Origin of the sequence: Bradyrhizobium sp. AUGA SZCCT0160, from assembly GCF_018130105.1 — a bacterium.
Taxonomy (GTDB): domain Bacteria; phylum Pseudomonadota; class Alphaproteobacteria; order Rhizobiales; family Xanthobacteraceae; genus Bradyrhizobium.
This window is the reverse complement of sequence record NZ_JAFCMD010000017.1, coordinates 66,864-81,644: the sequence shown is the minus strand read 5'-3', so window position 1 is coordinate 81,644 and position 14,781 is coordinate 66,864. Positions and strand designations below refer to the sequence as shown.

Annotated in this window: 16 protein-coding genes; 4 read left to right on the top strand and 12 right to left on the bottom strand. The window is 59.2% G+C overall.

All coding sequences use genetic code 11. The features are described 5' to 3' along the window. Positions 1-21: 21 nt before the first annotated feature. The 9 genes from JQ558_RS25005 to rpoH all read right to left on the bottom strand — a co-directional run bounded on the left by JQ558_RS25005 (position 22) and on the right by rpoH (position 6,592). Entirely contained in the window at positions 22-189 is a 168-nt protein-coding gene (locus JQ558_RS25005; RefSeq protein ID WP_212208383.1) for a hypothetical protein, read from the bottom strand. Between the two features lie 714 nt (positions 190-903). Beyond that, positions 904-1,131, bottom strand: a complete 228-nt coding sequence (locus JQ558_RS25000; RefSeq protein ID WP_212208384.1) for a DUF6894 family protein — start codon at positions 1,129-1,131, stop codon at positions 904-906. A 714-nt stretch (positions 1,132-1,845) separates the two neighbouring features. After that, entirely contained in the window at positions 1,846-2,136 is a 291-nt protein-coding gene (locus JQ558_RS24995) for a hypothetical protein (RefSeq protein WP_212208385.1), read from the bottom strand. A gap of 271 nt (positions 2,137-2,407) precedes the next feature. After that, positions 2,408-2,578, bottom strand: a complete 171-nt coding sequence (locus JQ558_RS24990) for a hypothetical protein (RefSeq protein WP_212208386.1) — start codon at positions 2,576-2,578, stop codon at positions 2,408-2,410. A gap of 25 nt (positions 2,579-2,603) precedes the next feature. Beyond that, positions 2,604-2,801: a hypothetical protein gene (locus JQ558_RS24985; protein ID WP_212208387.1), complete on the bottom strand. Its 198-nt coding sequence runs from the start codon at positions 2,799-2,801 to the stop codon at positions 2,604-2,606. 727 nt (positions 2,802-3,528) lie between these two features. Continuing rightward, on the bottom strand, positions 3,529-3,771 hold the full coding sequence (locus JQ558_RS24980; RefSeq protein WP_212208388.1) for a hypothetical protein: 243 nt from the start codon (positions 3,769-3,771) through the stop codon (positions 3,529-3,531). A gap of 139 nt (positions 3,772-3,910) precedes the next feature. Next, entirely contained in the window at positions 3,911-4,375 is a 465-nt protein-coding gene (locus JQ558_RS24975) for a hypothetical protein (RefSeq protein ID WP_212208389.1), read from the bottom strand. Between the two features lie 168 nt (positions 4,376-4,543). Continuing rightward, the gene (locus tag JQ558_RS24970; RefSeq protein WP_212275169.1) at positions 4,544-5,674 is read right to left on the bottom strand and encodes a glycosyltransferase family 4 protein; all 1,131 of its coding nucleotides are present in this window, start codon (positions 5,672-5,674) and stop codon (positions 4,544-4,546) included. Between the two features lie 12 nt (positions 5,675-5,686). Continuing rightward, positions 5,687-6,592 (bottom strand): RNA polymerase sigma factor RpoH, encoded by a 906-nt coding sequence (gene rpoH, locus JQ558_RS24965; RefSeq protein WP_212208391.1) that lies wholly within the window; start codon positions 6,590-6,592, stop codon positions 5,687-5,689. A gap of 650 nt (positions 6,593-7,242) precedes the next feature. On the opposite strand from rpoH, the gene JQ558_RS24960 reads away from it, so the two are divergent. The 3 genes from JQ558_RS24960 to JQ558_RS24950 all read left to right on the top strand — a co-directional run bounded on the left by JQ558_RS24960 (position 7,243) and on the right by JQ558_RS24950 (position 8,947). After that, a complete protein-coding gene (locus tag JQ558_RS24960; protein WP_212208392.1) occupies positions 7,243-7,728 on the top strand; it encodes an Hsp20/alpha crystallin family protein in 486 nt (161 codons plus the stop codon). A gap of 131 nt (positions 7,729-7,859) precedes the next feature. Beyond that, the gene (locus JQ558_RS24955; protein ID WP_212208393.1) at positions 7,860-8,222 is read left to right on the top strand and encodes an SPW repeat protein; all 363 of its coding nucleotides are present in this window, start codon (positions 7,860-7,862) and stop codon (positions 8,220-8,222) included. A 95-nt stretch (positions 8,223-8,317) separates the two neighbouring features. Beyond that, positions 8,318-8,947 carry a MarC family protein gene (locus JQ558_RS24950; protein WP_212208394.1) on the top strand — a complete coding sequence of 210 codons (630 nt, stop codon included), beginning with the start codon at positions 8,318-8,320 and terminating at the stop codon, positions 8,945-8,947. A gap of 191 nt (positions 8,948-9,138) precedes the next feature. Here the strand turns inward: JQ558_RS24950 and JQ558_RS24945 are convergent, their stop codons facing one another. Further along, a complete protein-coding gene (locus JQ558_RS24945; protein WP_212208395.1) occupies positions 9,139-10,233 on the bottom strand; it encodes a sensor histidine kinase in 1,095 nt (364 codons plus the stop codon). A gap of 538 nt (positions 10,234-10,771) precedes the next feature. On the opposite strand from JQ558_RS24945, the gene JQ558_RS24940 reads away from it, so the two are divergent. Beyond that, positions 10,772-11,953 carry an MFS transporter gene (locus tag JQ558_RS24940; RefSeq protein ID WP_212295484.1) on the top strand — a complete coding sequence of 394 codons (1,182 nt, stop codon included), beginning with the start codon at positions 10,772-10,774 and terminating at the stop codon, positions 11,951-11,953. A 117-nt stretch (positions 11,954-12,070) separates the two neighbouring features. On the opposite strand, the gene JQ558_RS24935 is transcribed toward JQ558_RS24940, so the two are convergent. Next, a complete protein-coding gene (locus JQ558_RS24935; protein ID WP_212208397.1) occupies positions 12,071-12,421 on the bottom strand; it encodes a hypothetical protein in 351 nt (116 codons plus the stop codon). 233 nt (positions 12,422-12,654) lie between these two features. Beyond that, complete coding sequence (ftsH, locus tag JQ558_RS24930) at positions 12,655-14,496, bottom strand: ATP-dependent zinc metalloprotease FtsH (protein WP_212275172.1); 1,842 nt, start codon at positions 14,494-14,496, stop codon at positions 12,655-12,657. Between the last annotated feature and the right edge of the window lie 285 nt (positions 14,497-14,781).

The window sequence follows — 14,781 nt, the reverse complement described above, 5'->3', positions numbered from 1 at the left end:
CCGAGCTCGACATCGTGCCCGTCAACGAGTGCCTTGGCGCGTTCCTCGGCATCCTTGCTTTTCGAACACCAAATCGACGCGATTGATGACGTGCCCGTCGAAGTCGATGATATAGGCGTAGAAGCCGTCGATGGCCGTCACCAATGCTGGAGTCAACGTGGGCTCTTCAAACCCGGCGATCGCAACCACTCATTCAGATGGCTGGCGGTCTCCAACTGCCGGATCTTGCGTATGACCTCATCCGCTGAGGACCAGGCGGCATGGAAGCGAGTTGCTGCTCGAGCCGCAGCTTTTCCGCGGCGATCTGCTCTTCGAACGAGTGAGGTTTTGAGCGCTGACGCAACATAGTGCAATTTTAAGTCCGAAGACTAGTCGTCGTCAGTCAGCTAGCCGACAGAGAACCTCAGCGCTCGTTCCAAACCTTACGAGGTTTCACGCAATCTTGTGGGCTAAGCAGCTGGTAGACTGCAACGATATCGAGCTCGGGAGCGGTGAACGGCTCGCAACGCCTAAGCTCCGCCGGAACACGAAACGCGGTCTTTGAGACCAGTCGGACGCGGTCTCCCTGCAGTGAGAAACGGGCTATGGTGTGCCGAAGGCCGCCTGATGGGCCAGCTGTTGATCCGCCGCAACGCTTCGGCCCTCACGACAGCTGACGGGCATTTCCGACGGCGTCCACCTCGCGATCACTCAGCGCTTGGGCGAAATGACAACTTCGAGGCGGTTACGGGCGTTGAGCTTTTGCATCGACGGTTATCGCCTTAGAACGCTTCAGAGCAGCAACAGGTGCTTGAGCGCCCGCAATCCGATCTTCAGAAGTTTTAAAGCGGCGAAAGTTCAAGGGCGTGCGCCGGGAGAAGCGCATCAGCGTTAAGCCCAACGACGTCCGCGCTAATGAGATTTCTATCCCATAAATATGGCCGCTTCGCACACCGGTCCATCGACAGTGCGCACTGAAATCGCCAGCTGTTGGATCGACTGGTCGGAGCGAAATCGGAGCCGATCGCGGGCAAAATCCACTAAAAAAAGTGACGCTTCGCGCCGGGCCGAGGCCGTGTTGGGTAACAGTAATCCTTCTTCGTCAGGGTTCACCTTGCCATCAGTCACTACGTCAAAGAAGTAACGGATCATCGAACGCTCCTGCACGCCCTTCGCAACAGCCTCGCGTGTCACGGCTTGTCGCGGGCGTTGGCCCTGCGGCTTAGAAGCACATTTTGTCGAGCGACCCCAGCGCGGGGCTGAATCGCTGGGGCCAACTTTCGCGGCACTGCGCCGGTGGGACATCCGGCGCATTTAAATGCTAGTGTACGGTACCCGACATTACAAATTAATTCGATCCCGCTGTGCAGCGTCGTCTAGTCGATGGACACTTGTGTTTCAAAGTGAACACTTACATTGCTGTCGCGACCGCTTCGAACGTTCTAGCGCGGCTTGATTGTCACGACTAAAGTGCACCTTTGAACCAACGTGCGGCGCTGCATTGATGCCAGTTGTCGAAGACGCGCTCCGTGAAAGTTGCTGCAACAATTTTGACTGGTAGGCGCGCTCCTTGGTGTCTGTCCAAATTAGAACATTCAGGCTTCCGAATTAGGACATAGGATCGGCCGCATCGAATGGTGACCTTTTGGGGCATCGTGCCCAGCCTCGGCGGGGGACGATATGCAATGGGGCCCCGGCCAAGCCCCGGCTGGAGCCTTTTTTTGTTGGGGTCAGAGCAGCGGGTCCGGAAGCTGGCCTGAACCGAAGGGTCACTTTATGAACCAAGTGCGCCTCAGGCGAATAGCTCAACAGAGGCGGCCTTACACTCTGGCACGAGTGCAAAATCAACGGCGGCTTTGTGGAACATCAAAGAAACTCCCGGAGCCGCGCGAGTTCAGCGACATGCTCGGACGACAGGGTCTCGGTGACCAGAGGCGGCTGCGGTGCTGTCTGAACTTCATACAAATGCCGGGTCGATTCAGGCTTGGCCATGAATTCCCTGATGCATTCGTCCAGGGTACCGTCGAGTAGCAGATATGGGCCGGTGCCCTCGGCGCGCCGCTGGTTGTTAAGCGACGGCCATTTCCGAAGCACGGTCGGTGCGTTGAAATTGACGTGGGAGTCAGGTTCAGCCTCAGGCGCGTCGTGGTCTGTCATTTCCCCTTCCCCTTCCGCCCGATCTCCGGCACGACCGCAAAACCTCGCTCTATGGCGGCTTTGAAGACGTCCCTCAGCCCAGGCTCCGCCATGACCTCGTCGGCTGCGCTAAAGGGTGTGATTTCCTGCCAGCGCGATCGCGGCCTAGCTTGAGAAAGTGCGGTCTCCGACATTGCGTAGGCCAGCCGCAGTTCTCGGCCATCTGGCATTAGCTCGACGTATTTTCGAAGTCGGTTCACTTTTTCGCCTTCCAACAAGCCGGGGGTACTGGCTAATAGGTCAGCACCAGCAATCGCTGCACAATCGCGCCGAGACAAACGAGTACAACGAGCAACTTGAGAAGATTCCTAAGTTTGGCGTCGGGCGCGAACTTTTCAATCGCCCAAAAGCAGATCGCGCCGACGACCACGATAATCAGAATCCCGATCAAAAGTGAAATCATTATGCCCTCTTTGTGCTGTTGGTTTTCATTTGGCCTTCATCTTCAGCCCCAACTCCACAAGCCGGCGGATGGCCTCAGGGCGACCGGGGAGATCGTCCTGATTGCGGCGCCAATCGTCTAGCTGCTTTGCCATATCGGGCTGAACGCGAACGAGCACCGGGTCACCGGTAACAGCCGCTCGCTTCTTCGGCGATTTCGTGATTTCACGAGTTGATTTGGTCATGAATCCATGATATCACCAAAATAAGCCGACGGGTACTGGCCGATTTGGGCCTACTCGCAAAATCCAAATAGGCCACCGTGATTGGCGTGTTTGGTGAATTGGTTTATCCGGACGTCGATCTTGCAAACATCGACGTCCCCAAAATGGCGCACGTCCGCCGACAGGCGCTGGAGCCATTACTTTGGAACTTCCCAACTCTCCAAGAGTCGATTCAGCGCTCCCGGCCCTATCCCCAAATGCCCCAACCGGGAGAAAACCCACCCATTGGGTTGGCGGCTCTAGCGTGCCTGCTAGGGCCGTTTCTGATTGCATAAACCGCAAACAAAAAGCCCGCCGGTTAGGGCGGGCTTTACTTCTTAAGCGGCTTTGAGCCGGTAATTCGTCGGATCGTGGCCATCGATTACCAGTGGCTCAGGTTCGGTGCCTTGCACGCACCACGCTGAGATTTCCGTTACTTTGGTATCGGTGGGCAGCCCCAATTCTTGAGGTGGCACACACTCGGATCAGCGCCTCAGCGTAGCTGTCAATGCTGGCCATAGCTGCTTGCGCCAGTGAGGTACTCCGAACTAGTTCGGAAAGATCGGCCGAGGTAACTTGGCTGACGCCGTCGGCAGCCGCCGTTGCTGGCGGTCGGAATGGGCGGCCCCGGTGCAACCCCCAGTCACGCGCTGGGGCCGCTCGGTACCGTGTGAATCTTGCAACGTGACGATAATTTAATTCAGACAGGTCAAATCTTTTTGGCGTCAGCTCGCGTATTTAGAGCGTCGGCAAAGGTGCGCAGGCAATGCAGCATCGACGCCGGCGGGCGGTCTTTGCGAGGGCGGCCTTCCTCTGGCGCCAAGAATGCCGTCAGGGTTGCCGCCACCAGCAGAATGGCCCCGGAGATGACGGTCCACTTGTCCAGCCGGGCCGAGCGTCCTTCTCGATCGGCTCCCGCGGAGTCTCTTGCATTGTTGGCTACCATTGCCATGGATTCGGCTCGCCGAAAACAGCCCGCCAGCGCGGACTGACTTGAAGCCCGCCCACGCCGGGAACGACCGTCTCGGCGGAACGTTCCAACGCGCCCGATGCTGCGGCACCTGGTGAAAGGGTGCCGAAGCGCGAGACGGTTATTCGAGTTCGATTTGCGTCTGAACGGACCGGACGATCCTATCGAATGCGGCCTTGGCGGACTGATCGTCGGTGGTCCATTCCATTGTCCAATTCGGCCGCCCGTTCAGTGGCCTGAATGTAGCGAGGTCGTAGGCACCGCCTTCGCGCGACAGCGACGCGGCGAGCGTGGGGTGGTCGTGGACCAACGACCACACCCTCGCTTCGATATCGCGCCGGCCAGCCTTGACGGGGTGCAGTTCGTATTTCTGCTGAAGATCGCTGGCGATCTGGTCGAGGCGCTTGTAGCAAGCCACGGACACCTTGTTCTCCTTGCCAGCGATCCCGAAACCCCAGTTGGCGTCCCGGCGTGGCGCGGGACCAAATATGAAAAGGTCTTCCAGATCGCCGCAGTCCTCGTGCTGGCGGGCGGCGGCCAACATCATCTGGCGCAGTTCCTTTTCGCTTCTTCGTTCCTTGCCCACCTGCCTCTCCCATTCAAGTGCTCCTAAGCGCCGGTCTCGTTTCCGGGCGCGTCGGAGTCCGCGCTCTCAACGGAAAAATGTGGGCGTTTACGGACGGGTGGCAAGCGGACAATGGGTCGCGCCGTGACCAGACATTGGACGACAAACTCTAGCCGCCGACTACCGTTTTCAGTTCCCCCTGCGCGCCACCTCGGGAACGGGCGTCCACGCCGTGTCGATTGGTGCCGCCGAACGTGCGGCGCGTGCCAAAATTTGGCGGTCCGGCGCCGCGTTCCTGCGTAGTATCTTCTGGTAGGCCCGGACATAATCAGTCGCCATGCGGGCCGCGGAGAAGCGCTCCTCGAATCTGGAACGGATGGTCCTGCGGTCGAGCGCCAGCAAATTGGGAATGGCCTGCACGGCCTGGTCGACGTCGGACACGATGTGTCCCGTCACCCCATCCTTGACGATCTCGGGGACGGAGCCGCAGCGAAACGCGAGCACCGGCGTGCCGCATGCCATCGCTTCGATCATGACCAGCCCGAACGGCTCGGGCCAGTCGATGGGAAACAGCAAACCGGCCGCCTGGCCGAGAAACTCGCTCTTGGCATTCTCGTTGATCTCGCCGACGAACTCGATTCCCGGTCCCTCTAGCAGCGGCGCAATGACGTCGCGGAAGTAGACGTCGTCCGCCTTGTCGACCTTTGCCGCAATCTTGAGGGGAAGACCGGCTTGCCGCGCAATGGCGATCGCGCGGTCGGGCCGTTTCTCAGGGGAGATGCGCCCCAGAAAAGCAAGGTAACCGCCTCGTGAGTCGTAAGTCGGGGTGAGAATATCCGTCGGCAGTCCATGATGGACGGTTGTGACGAAGTTCGCGCCCGGCAACGGCGCCCGCTGCGCGTTCGAAATCGAAACCAACGGCATGTCGGCAAACCGGCTGTAGAACGGCATGTGGTCGGCGAGGTCCTGCCTGCCATGAAGCGTGGTCAAGGTCCTACCGCGCTCAGACCGGAAATGCGGGAAATGCAGGTAGTCGATGTGGAAGTGCAGAACGTCGAACTCGCCGGCGCGCTCGGCGACCTTGTCGAGCATGACCATGTAGTGGGGCAGGGGGTCGCGTACCTTTGGATCGAGGCGCAATGCACACGGGATGCAGGGCACCAGCTCGGCGGAGGTGATGGAATCTCCGCTCGCGAACAGGGTCACCTGGTGTCCTTGCCGGACAAGTTCCTCGGTCAGATATGAAACGACCCGCTCCGTTCCGCCGTAGAGCCGAGGCGGAACGCTCTCGAATAGCGGAGCGATCTGCGCGATTCTCATCTCGTCTCTCCGTCATTGCGGTTCACCGATCGGCAGGAGCGTCCTATCGAGCCGGGCGCTCAGTGCGCTTCTGATCTTTTGCAGCGCACGAACTTCGATCTGGCGGATCCGTTCGCGCGACACGCCGAAGGTCGGGCGGAGTTCATCCAATGTCTTTGGGCGTTCCGCCAAAAAGCGTCCTTCGATGATGTAACGCTCGCGGGAAGACAGGGCGGCCAGTGCCTCTTCTAGTGCGGACTGGACCTGTTCGCGATCGTTCCTTTCGGATAACAGGGTTTCGGGGTCTGGCGACGGATCAACAAGGCAGTCTTGCATTTGCTCGGCGCCATCCTGCTGGGTCAGCGGCAAGTTGAGCGAAATGTCGCCTCGGATCCTGCCATTCATCTCGACGACCTCGCGGGGAAGGACCTGCAGCTGTTCGGCGATGTAACCAACTTGGTCCGGCGACAGGTCGGCTTCCTCGCCTGCCGAAATCTGGCTCTTGAGTTTCCGGAGCTTGAAAAACAACTTCTTCTGGGCCGCCGTGGTGCCGATTTTCACTAAGGACCAGGATTTCAGAACGTACTCATGAAGGGTCGCCTTGATCCACCACATCGCATAGGTGGCAAGCCGAACGCCTTTTTCGGGTTTGAACCGCTTGACCGCCAGCATCAGGCCGACATTTGCCTCCGAGATAAGGTCGGCGACGGGAAGGCCATAGCCGCGATATCGAAGGGCGAGCTTCGCGGCCAGCCGAAGGTGACTGGTCACCAGGCGATAGGCTGCTTCGCGATCGCCGTCCTCTCGCCAACGGCGCGCGTACATCGCCTCGTCGGCCGGATCCAGCAGCGGAAACTTGCGAATGGCGGCGAGGTAGCGGGGGAGTCCGCCTTCCGAGTGAAGCGGAGGCAGATTTGATACGATTGAGAGGGTGCTCATTTCCAATTCCTCCTCAGAGCAAAGTGGGGTTCGAGCTGCCGGGCATGCACTTGGGCCCAGAAAGGGCGCCCAAGCGTCTCATGCCGCCGGCGTCCAAAAAATGTCGTGGCGCCCGAAAAGTTCCTTCAAGATTTGAATGACGTGGCGACTTGCGGCGGGACCGGTTGTGTGGCGTGCGCTGGGCTGGCGCGGCATGGCATAGCGTGGCTGGTCGCAAGCTACCGCATCCCGTGCGAAGGAGGACGGGCTGTGGGAGGCCTCCGACCGCGGAATAAGGAAAGCGGCAGCGGGGGTCCGAACGCCCGGGGGATCCCGCGCTTGATCGAGTTATGGGTTTCCGAAATGTCGGTCACTCCACTGTGGGGACGGTTCAGGCCGCAATCCTGATCGCTTTGCCGGTGTCGAAAATTGCAATACGCGCGCCGACTGGGATCTTGAAACCAAGCCGAATGCCTCTAGTTCTCTTGGTGTCGCACTGGTTCGGGAAGTGCCGGAGGCGATGAAGCCGCGTCGTATTGCGATCGAAGTCGCCGGCACGAAACCAGCAAATCGAGCAGAAGCAGGCGGCCTAACGGGTTTCCGTTCAAGGCGGTCGGCCACCTGTGCGCGGGCGTGCCCCGCGCGGGTAATAAATCTGAACGGAGGACAATATGGCACTACGCGATCTCATACCGTGGAACAATGGGTCTCGTGATCTCAGTCTGCATCGCAACGAGCCCAATCCGTTCCTCGCACTTCACCGTGAGATGAATCGGCTTTTCGACGATGCGTTCCGCTCGTTCGACATCGCTCCGTTCAGTTCGCAGGCGATGGGTTGGCCAAGCGTCGAACTCAACGAGACCGAAAAGGAAGTCAAGGTCGTCGCCGAACTTCCCGGTCTCCAGGAGAAGGACGTCAATGTCGAACTGAGGGACGGTCTATTGACCATCAGCGGTGAGAAGAAGAGCGAGACCGAGGACAAGGAGCGTCGCTTCAGCGAGCGCTACTACGGGCGCTTTGAGCGCTCCATCCCGATCGATGACGTCGATCCGGACAAGGTCGCAGCGTCGTTCAAGGATGGCGTTCTCACCGTAACGTTGGCGAAGTTGCCGAGCGAACAGCAGAAGGTGAAACGGATTGCCATCAACGGCAAGTAACCGCGGAGCCGGCGGGTGCTCGCGCGCTCGTCCGCACCGGCGGTTTGTCTTCGATCAACCCAGCCGGACCGATCACGGGTTTCGGCTGATCTCGGATTGAGAGTGAAAGGAGCTATGTAAGGAGTTGAGCCATGAACACCGTCTGGAAAAAAGATATGATCGCTGATGTGGCAAATCTTGTGATCGGCCTGGGCCTGTTCTTTTCCCCTTGGGCCGTGGGGTTCTCCGCTGAAAGCCCGATGAACTGGAACGCCTGGCTAAGTGGCATCGTGATCGCCGCGCTTGCTGTAGCAGCCCTGGCAGTGTTTGCGGAGTGGCCGGAGTGGTTAACTCTCGCCGCCGGTGTTTGGGTCGCGGTGTCACCGTGGGTGATGCATTTCTCGCCTAACGCAAACGTCACGCCGCTCCACGTCACCGCCGGAATCCTGGTGGCGGCTGTTGCGGCTTTGCGGCTCTGGTATATGCACCAGAGCGACCCCCGCGTGACGGCTTGATGCTGGCAAGGGAGGCTCTGCCGGCCTCCCTTGTCCTTTGCCGCTGGAAAGCTGCGATCTCTTTCTCCTCGCAAAGATCGCGCGAGACGCCCGTCATGCTCTCGGATTTTACGATCACCGCCTTTGCAACTTTATTCGTAGCGATCGGACCGATCGATACGGCGATCGTGTTTGGTGGCCTGACGGCAGGTGTTCACCGGCCGGAACGGTTTCGGTTAGCATGGCAGGCCGTGCTGATCGCCGGAATAGTCCTGTTGGGTTTTGCGCTCTTCGGCAACCGGCTGTTGGAAGCACTGCGGGTTTCCCTGGATGCCTTTCGAGTTGCAGGTGGCATCTTGCTGTTGTTGCAGGCCATCCAGATGATCTTCGCCCATCCTTCGGGCCTGTCCTCGCTCACTGCACTTGAACGGCGCGAGGCATTGGAGCCAGGCGACATCGCGATTTTCCCCCTGGCGTTCCCGGTCATCGCCGGACCGGCCGGCCTCACGGCGGTCGTGCTACTTATGGGGCAAGCCGCCGGTGATCCGGTCGGCTCAGTGATAGTATTGGCGGCTATGCTGCTTTGCCTTTTGCTAACGTACTTTGGGATGATCTTCACCGACGTCTTGCACCGGGTACTGAAGGCTACCGGCTCCAATGTGTTGGCGAGACTTGCCGGCGTTATTCTGGCTACCCTTGCGGTTCAATTCATATTCGATGGTATCCGAGGCGCTCGGCTTGTATAGGTGCTTGGAAAAACCAAGGCTTGGTCCGTTGCTCGGTGTGGTGCCGGCGGATCAGCGACCAAGCGAGAATAGTTATTGTCGATAGCTTTATCGCAGGAGACTGGCCGCCGGCCGTCTTTATACGGCGCCTGAATTGTGAGGCGCGTCGCCACGGAGCTGGCGGCCCCACCGTATGGATGAATGCGCTCTGCTCATTTATCGCTCTGGTCCAACAAAAATGAGACGGTGCATTCTATTCCATCGGAACCGAACGTTCGCTCGAATTGCCCGTGCAACATATGCGGTATCGATTTCTCAAGAAACTCCGAACCGAAGCCCCGCCGGGCCGGCTGGTGTGCGATTGGGCTCGCGCGCTCGCGCCAACGGAGTTGGAACTCATTTTCATGGCCGCGATCATGAGCGTCCCACGATATCTCAATATGACCGTTCTCCGTGGACAGCGCGCCGTGCTTAACGGCGTTTGTGGCAAGCTCGTGTATTGCCATCGACAACACCTCGGCCTGTTTTGCAGGAATCGAAATTGCCGGGCCGCATTGACTAAGGTTCTCGCCTTCGATAGCGCCGTGCACCGAGAGCTCCTGCGAGAGAAGCTCGCGGATATCGATCGTGCTCGTATTGGTCCGGCTTAATAAAGCATGAGTGCGCGCAATCGTAGCCAATCTGTCCTCAAAAGCTTTTGCAAACTCGTCAAGGTTCTGGCTCTTGGCGCGCGTCCTCCGGGCGATGGCTTGGATGGTCGCCAGCATGTTGTTGATGCGATGCTGAAGCTCGTGACCGAGCATTTCCTGCCTGAGTGCTCGCTCCGCCAATTCTCGCTGGATCCTCACTCGGTCGATAGCGGAAGCCAATAGATTGGCGTAGTTCTGAAGAAAATCGATATCGTCTTGCTCGAATTTCCGGAGCTGCCGCGAGTCAACCTCAAGCACACCAAATGGGCCGCCCTCACCACGAATAACAACATTGACGGTGCTCCTGACGCGATGCTCGATCAGGAGCTCGGGAATTTCGAACCGATCCTCCCGTTCGGTATCTTCTGTGATCACCGGCTGGTTCGTGTGCAGGGCATATCCGGCCGGCGAGCCCTCATGCGCGGGTATTTCGGCGTGCCCTACCACGCCGGGGTTCCAGTTGACCCCGGCGCGTACCAGCAAATTCTCGCCGCCTGGGACGAGCTCCAGCACTTTCACTAGCTCAACATCGATGGCATCAGAGACCAGCCTGGTTGCCTCTTGTAAAAGGCCGTCTATGTCATCGCTGCGCAAAGCTTGCTTGCCGAACTCGGACAATGTGGAGACTTGTCTCCGAAGCTTATGCGCTTCCGAATGGGGCACTTTTCGCAGCTCCCGTAAATCGGATAAAGTCTTATGGCCCGCTGCAGGTTCCAACGGCGAATCTCCTGACCGTTAGCCACGGGAATGAACCGCTTGCGCGGGATGAGAGGGGAGCGTTGCCGTGCCAACCAGCGGCACCTTGTCGCGCGGACCCTTGCCGACAGAGGCAGCGGAGGGACGTCGAGGCGCCGCGCGGATATCAATGGATTGGCCCGCTGCCAAAGTCACTTCTGGCGCCTGCCTCAAGGCGTTTTGCGCATACACTTAAATTAGAAAGAGCGAGCGTCGTTTCAATCCTCAGATGCAACCGCGCGCCGGCTCTGGGGATCGCTGAAGCCGAAAATCCTACTCCAGCTATCGCCACAGTTCCTAAGGCAGGGCTCCCCGGTGGACTCCCGCAGAGGTGCGTCCGCGCAAATTGTGCAGATCTGATGTAGTATGCAATCTCTTGCTCGTGTCGCATCCACGAACGAGGCCCTTTTGGGTAGCCGCCGTGCGCATCAGTAGACCGATCGCGTACATTGTTCTTTACGTCACGCTCTACGCTGCGTTTGGCGTGGCGTCGCCCTTTTGGCCAAAATTTTTCGAAACGCGAGCTCTAACTCCTCAGCAAATCGGTCTGATACTAGGGGCTGCAATCTTAGTGCGCCTTGCCGCTGGCCCGTTGGTAGGAATTCTGGCCGATCTTTTGGGATCATTACGCCTTCTGCTTGCAACCTGCGCTGCGCTGGCAGCTGCTACAGCCGCCGCATTCTTGTTGGCAAATACCTTTTGGTTACTGTTCCTTATTGCTCTAGTTCAAGCTGCAGCACTTACCCCCACGACGTCGATTGCCGACGCGTTATCAGTTAACGCCGCAAAGCCTGAGATCGCAGGAAAGCCCTTTGAATATGGCTGGATACGTGGCTCTGGGTCGGCGGCATTCGTATTGGGAACGCTGGTCATCGGACAGTTAGTAAGCCACCACGATCTTACCCCGATCATCTGGATGAATGTGGCCCTTCTGGCGGCGGCAGCCGGGGCAACAGCACTGCTGCCCCGCGTTACTATTCAGCCGGCACCTCATGACGGACCACCCGTCCTCGCCGATCTGCGTGGGCTTCTTAAGATCCCGAGGTTTCGGTTCCTGGTTTTAGTTTCAGCTCTGGTCTACGGGAGCCACGCAATGCACGACGCATTTGCTGTGATCAGGTGGAGTGCTGCTGGCATCGATACCTCGATCATAAGCGTCCTGTGGTCGGACGCGGTAGCGGCAGAAGTCATCGTGTTTTTTCTAGTTGGTCCGGCCTTGCTCGATCGGTTCGGCGCGCGTGGTGCGGCTGCTCTGGCCGCCGCGGCTGGAATCATACGGTGGTCCATCGAGGGCGTGAGCACCTCCGTTCTAGTGCTCTCAATTCTACAGCCGCTACACGGATTGACCTTCGCCCTGCTTCATCTTGCATGCATGCGTATGATGGCCTCACTAGTTCCAAGCGGGACGGCCGGAACGGCCCAAGCCCTTTATGCCTTTGGCTCAGCTTTGGCGACTGCCGCACTGATTTTGTTGTCAGGGATTCTCTATGCCAGGTTTGGCGCCACGGCCTTCTTTCCGATGGCCCTTCTTTGCGGCGTCGCTCTCCCGTGCGCGTGGTTTGGCTTCTCTGATATCCGGGACCGGTCAACCGACGCGGCTTGATCCGGGGGGAGGCGGCCAAATGGGCAGTTCGCAGGTGACCAGGGCACGCTGAGCTGGCGGTCGAATGTCACGTGTTGGGCGCAGAGGAAAGGTGTTCGTTAAAAAATTCTCCAGCTCTTACCTTTCGTTTAGCGTCAGAAAGGCGGTCCAAGCGGCCGTCGCCAAAATTTGAGATGGTTTTCGGCGGCAAGCCCTTTCCACCTCGGCCATCATCGTATCCGTATCTGCGGTAGATTGTTTCTGGTCGCTCGCCGCCGCCACATAGTTCAACCCGCTCGAAAATCCCTCAATCCACAGAGTGATTTCTCGTTTACGGTCCTGAGCTGACTGAAGGATATCGCAGCGCTCGGCGCCCAAGCCGAAAATATTGATGCGAACTCGAGTGCCTTCCGCGTTCGAGCGCAAAGATAATCCAATCGTCAGAGCGATGATCGCGGCCAGTAAGGTCCGCTGAAACGTGGTGCACATCGATCCTTTCCAAATATGCACGCTCGACCCTTATCGCGGTTATCACTGGGGCCAGTTCCGACCAACGCGCCCGGACCGCCTTTGGCAAATGAAGAAAGAGCAAATCGCGATCTGGTTTCAACAGGAAGCCGAGAATTTGTCTGCCGACCTCGTGGCTGACTGCGCGGAGCCGCCAAATGACGGGTTGATTTCTCGTTAGAGAAACTCCCGCGAGATTGCGGCGCGGCCACCTCCTAGACAGCCCGTAGCCCCTCCTTGGGCGTTTCCCGCACCAGCGCATCGAGGTCGCTCTGCTCGAACGTTTCCTTTTCCAATAGGGTCCGGGCCGCCCGGTCCAATATCGCGCGGCGCGCCTTCAAGAGGCTCTGCGCACGCTGAAATACCCGATCAATGATGGCGCGGACCTCATGATCTACCGCAGCGGCGGTCTCTTCGGCGTATTCGCGTTCGCGCGCAGGATATGGCCGGTCAGGGCCGGCGAGGAAATTGCCTGGCTCCCGGTCGTAGGCGATGCTGCCGAGCTTTTCCGACATGCCGTAGCGGGTGACCATACTGCGGGCTATGTCGGTGACGCGGCGAAGGTCGTCGGCCGCCCCTGTCGATAGATGCTCGAAGACGATCAGTTCCGCTGCGCGGCCACCCAGCAGGACCGCCATCTTGTTCTCCAACTCTTCCTTGGTCATCAGGAAGCGATCCTCGATCGGGCGCTGGATGGTATAGCCGAGCGCTCCGACCCCCCTTGGAATAATCGATACCTTGTGCACGGGGTCGACGCCTGGCAATGAAAGCGCGATCAGGGCGTGGCCCATTTCGTGATAGGCCACGATTTCGCGTTCCTTGGGATTGAGCAACCGGTTGCGCTTTTCCAGCCCAGCGACCATGCGCTCGACTGCGTTGTTGAAATCGGTCATCGCGACCGCATCGGCCCCGCGGCGGGTTGCCAGTAGCGCGGCTTCATTGACGAGATTGGCGAGGTCGGCGCCAGTGAAGCCGGGCGTCATCGCCGCTACGGCTTCGGCGTCGAAGCCGGGCGCGAGCTGCACCTTTTTCATGTGCACCTTGAGAATTTCGGTGCGGCCCTTCCGGTCCGGACGGTCCACCAGCACCTGGCGGTCGAAGCGGCCTGCGCGCAGCAGTGCCGGATCGAGGATCTCGGGGCGGTTGGTGGCGGCGAGTATGACGAGGCCTGAGCGTGAGTCGAAGCCGTCGAGTTCGACCAGGAGCTGGTTCAGGGTCTGCTCCTTTTCGTCATGGCCGCCGGCGAACGCCCCGATGCCGCGGGCGCGGCCGAGGGCATCCAGCTCATCGATGAAGATGATGGCGGGAGCCTTCTGGTGCGCCTGCTGAAAGAGATCGCGGACTCGGGCCGCTCCGACGCCGATGAACATCTCGACGAATTCCGAGCCGGAGATCGAGAAGAACGGGACCTTCGCCTCCCCGGCGATAGCCTTCGCCAACAGCGTCTTGCCGGTGCCGGGCGGTCCGACCAGCAGCACACCCTTGGGCATCCGGCCACCGAGCCGGCCATACCCTGCCGGATTCTTGAGAAAATCGACGATTTCGCGCAGTTCGTCCTTGGCCTCGTCAACGCCGGCAACATCAGCGAACGTTACGCCGGTATTGGATTCGACATAGATCTTCGCCTTGCTCTTGCCAATGGCCATCAGCCCGCCGCCAAAGCCTCCGCCCTCCGCGGCGCGCTTGCCGATATACCACCACAGGCCGAAGAACAGCAGCACCGGCATGACCCATGACAACAGGTCGCGCATAAAAGTGCTCTCGATCTGACCGGTGAAGATGACGCCGGCTTTCTCGAGCTCCTCTGCGATCCCATGGTCCACGCGCGTAGTAGCGAACTGCTTTTGTCCGCTGGGCAAAGGCTCTTTCAGCGTGCCCTGCAATATGCGATCGGATATCCCGACCGTCGCAACCTTTCCCTGCTTCAGCAATTGCTGATATTCGCTGTAAGGGATGATGGCGACCTGGCTGGCTGCCGAAACGATGTACTGTATGAGAAGGATCGCAGCGACCGCCGCGATCGCGTAGCCGACATTGAAACGGGTATTATTCTTCATGCTGCGAACCGCTGTTGATGCGATCGAACTCCGCACGGGCTGCATGGATCATAATTCTCATGTTCACATCTCGTTTGAAAATCTCAGCGTGCCGGCAGCGCAACGGTCGGCCCGATCCGTTCGTTAGGATCCAGCCATCCGCGCGACAGCATATGAACTAGGAGCATGCGAATAGGTTTCAAACACCCTGAGCGATGAGGGCGCGCAACTAGCCGGTCCCCGCTTTTCCTGCCCGGTGCTTCCGGGTCGGCGCGCCCAGTCCGCTGCGATGCGGGCAGGGTGGTA